This is a genomic window from Aporhodopirellula aestuarii (assembly GCF_023701485.1).
GTDB classification, from domain to species: domain Bacteria; phylum Planctomycetota; class Planctomycetia; order Pirellulales; family Pirellulaceae; genus Rhodopirellula; species Rhodopirellula aestuarii.
Genome location: NZ_JAMQBK010000149.1, coordinates 1 through 3,177, shown reverse-complemented (window position 1 = coordinate 3,177; position 3,177 = coordinate 1). Strand labels below are relative to the sequence as shown.

The following is a 3,177-nucleotide window of genomic DNA, read 5'->3' as shown; positions in this document are numbered from 1 at the left end:
TGGCACCGATCGAGGAACCGACACCGATCGAGGCAGAAATCAAGTTTCCCAGAAAAAGGTTCAGATTGCTGCATCCGATTCGGCTCGTGCCACGAATACGTTCACGACTCGGCCAGTCCCTTCGTCTTTTGCGAAGGTTAACGAATCGAAACTATCAAAAAGAGCACAGGAAACATGAAGACTCTCAAACAAATTTGTCTGACCGCCGCGATTGCCGCTGCGACTGTCGTCAACACGCACGCCGCCGACATCGTCGACACCGCCGTCGGAGCCGGCTCCTTCAAGACGCTTGTGGCTGCCGCCCAGGCAGCAGGGTTGGTTGACACGCTCAAGGGAGACGGGCCACTGACCGTTTTCGCACCAACTGACGACGCGTTCGCAAAGCTTCCAGAGGGAACGGTAGAAACGCTGCTCAAACCGGAGAACAAATCAAAATTAGCCGCGATCCTTGCCTATCACGTTGTGCCCGGCAAGGTAATGGCATCCGACGTTGTGTCGCTGACAGGAGCCAAGACGGTTCAGGGGCAGCAAGTCGATGTCAAGGTCGATGGTTCGACCGTCATGATCGACGGAGCGACTGTTGTGAAGACGGATATCGAATGTGACAACGGAGTGATCCACGTCATCGATTCGGTGATCCTGCCATCGGACAAAACGATCGTCGAAACCGCAGTCGGTGCCGGATCGTTCAATACACTCGTGGCTGCCGTGAAGGCCGCCGGCTTGGTCGAAACGCTTTCAGGCGATGGGCCGTTCACTGTCTTTGCACCGACGGACGAAGCATTTGCGAAACTGCCTGCGGGAACAGTCGATTCGCTACTCAAGCCTGAGAACAAGCAAAAACTGATCGACATTTTGACGTACCACGTCGTCGCCGGCCGAGTCTACTCGACTGACGCGGTTGCAGCGAAGACAGCCAAGACGCTGCAAGGTTCTTCGATCGCCGTCAACGTGTCCGACGCCGGTGCGATGATCAACAATGCCAAGCTTGTAAGTACCGACATCGACAGTTCGAATGGTGTCATCCACGTGATCGATTCGGTTTTGATGCCACCGGCAAAAGGTGTTAACGCCCAAGGGATCATCCACGGTGCGATCGCCCAAGGATCGCAACTCTTTAACGCCGGACATCACGGGGCCTGTGCAGATCTGTATACTCAAACGATGCACACCTTGATGGATGCAGACCTCGAACCGTCACTGCGACACCATCTGACCAGCGTCATGCAGACCGCCAGCACGCAGCATTGCCCCACTACACGAGCGTGGACGCTGCGTCGCGGTATGGATCAGATGTACGCTCAGTTGGCGGCGAAATAGAAGTCGCGACGACTTGATGATTACTCTCTCTCTGGAAAAGATCTTGTGACTGAATCGGTTCTTACGCGTATTGCTTCTGGCGATCGCACCGCCGTCGATGACTGCTTAGATCGCTACGGCGGTTTAGTGTGGTCGTTGGCAAAGCGATGGGTCGGCAACGTGGACGACGCCGACGACGTGGTACAAGAGATCTTTGTTGAACTTTGGCAACAGGCCGGGCGTTTTGACCCGGCGGTTGCCGGCGAGGCGACGTTTGTCGCGATGATCGCTCGACGGAGACTGATCGATCGAAGAAGAAAGCAAGCCAAAACGCCCGCAATGGAACCAATCAGCGTTGACCCGGTCGACGCAAACGCGAAATGCGGCAGCGACGAAATCTTGGTCCGTGGCGAGGAGGCCGCACAAGCCAAAGAGTGTCTTGAGAAGTTATCATCTACTCAACAACAGATACTCACCCTTTCGGTTCATCACGGTGCTTCGCATTCGATGATCTCCGGAAAGTTATCTCTGCCACTCGGATCCGTGAAATCGTACGCCCGTCGTGGACTCATACAACTAAGAGACTGCATGCAACGTAGTGCTGATGCAGTCGATTCGTCAGGTCTTATCGCCAACGGCCCAACGTCCAACGTCGCATCCACAGGGAGTCGATCATGAATCTATCGTCATCGTCTCCTTCGGAATGGGAAGAATTGTTGGCTGGTGAAGCATTGGGCGATCTCGATGCGGACGAACTTAAACGTCTCGAAAGTGAGTTCGCGGGAGGTCGCCCCGAATCGTCTGCCGAATTGATGAAAGCGGCTGCGGCGTTAGATTTGGCTTTGTCGGTTCCAGACGCTGAGCAGATGCCGGATCACTTACGTCAAAAGATCGTGTTTGACGCCAGCAAACATGTTCCAGAACACAGTGCAAACCTAGCAAACGTTGAATTGGGATCGAAGAGTCAACGCTACGCCACCATTCCGTTGCGGGAACGACTCGCGTGGCTGGCAGCAGCCGCTTCGATCTTGTTCGCCTTCGGAATCTGGACCCTTCGTGAGCCAACCATCGGGCCCAATCAAAACAACCCGATCGTTGCAATGGATTTTGGACAAGCACGCGAACATCTGAAGGCGAGCGAGGATCACATTGCAATCGAATGGGCCCCCGGAACGACGCCGTTTGAGCAGCCTGTTTCCGGGGATGTTGTGTGGAGCAATTCGAAGCAAGAAGGTTTCATGCGATTCGTTGGCATGCCGGTTAACGATCCGAACACGGAACAATACCAGCTTTGGATCATTGATCCGGCACGCGATGATGAACCGATCGACGGTGGTGTGTTTGATGTTACGGACACGGGTGAAGTGATCGTACCAATCGATGCGAAGCTAAAAGTTCTCGAACCGGCTGCGTTTGCGATCACGATCGAGAAACCGGGTGGCGTGGTCGTCTCGACTCAAGAGCGGTTGCCGTTGCTCGCGGCTGTTGCAAATTGAACGACTCGCCACAAGGCTGCTTATGTCAATGCGTCTAGCCTCCGTGCAAGGAAGCTTTGACTGAGTCGCAAGGCCACGCCCCTTCGTCGTGTCGCTTCAAAGTGAAACGCTGTCACCTAGCTTTCGTCTCAAGCTCTTTTTTTCAGCATTTCGCTGCTGGAACCGTCGATCCGTGTCGTTTTCCGAAGATCAACTCGTTGGCTAGGTTATTGGCTGATGCTACCCACCTAACACCAGCAGGCGTGTAGGTACTACGCGTCCCGTGAAACTTCGGTCCGCTAGGCTGAATCTGGTCGACCGGGGCAATCAATGTTGCCGAACACTCCGCGGCTGCAAGACAGGGTTGTACCGACCGCGAAGCATTCGGCCACAATCTCCCAAC

At 54.7% G+C, this 3,177-nt stretch carries 2 protein-coding genes and 2 pseudogenes; all 4 read left to right on the top strand.

Features of this window, described 5'->3' with window-relative positions:
- Window positions 1-174: 174 nt before the first annotated feature.
- Window positions 175-633 (top strand): annotated as a pseudogene (locus tag NB063_RS32720) (fasciclin domain-containing protein); the annotation flags it as partial.
- Window positions 613-1,053 (top strand): annotated as a pseudogene (locus NB063_RS32715) (fasciclin domain-containing protein); the annotation flags it as partial. The pseudogenes NB063_RS32720 and NB063_RS32715, both read left to right, overlap by 21 nt.
- Before the next feature lie 312 nt (window positions 1,054-1,365).
- Window positions 1,366-1,977 carry an RNA polymerase sigma factor gene (locus NB063_RS31895; protein ID WP_250933867.1) on the top strand — a complete coding sequence of 204 codons (612 nt, stop codon included), beginning with the start codon at window positions 1,366-1,368 and terminating at the stop codon, window positions 1,975-1,977.
- Complete coding sequence (locus NB063_RS31890) at window positions 1,974-2,795, top strand: anti-sigma factor (protein ID WP_250933866.1); 822 nt, start codon at window positions 1,974-1,976, stop codon at window positions 2,793-2,795. The genes NB063_RS31895 and NB063_RS31890 overlap by 4 nt, the downstream gene beginning before the upstream one ends.
- Window positions 2,796-3,177: the final 382 nt, after the last annotated feature.

What these genes read in the sequence shown, in the direction of transcription:
- NB063_RS31890 (WP_250933866.1), top strand. Translation starts at nt 1,974, where the DNA reads ATGAATCTATCGTCATCGTCTCCTTCGGAATGGGAAGAATTGTTGGCT.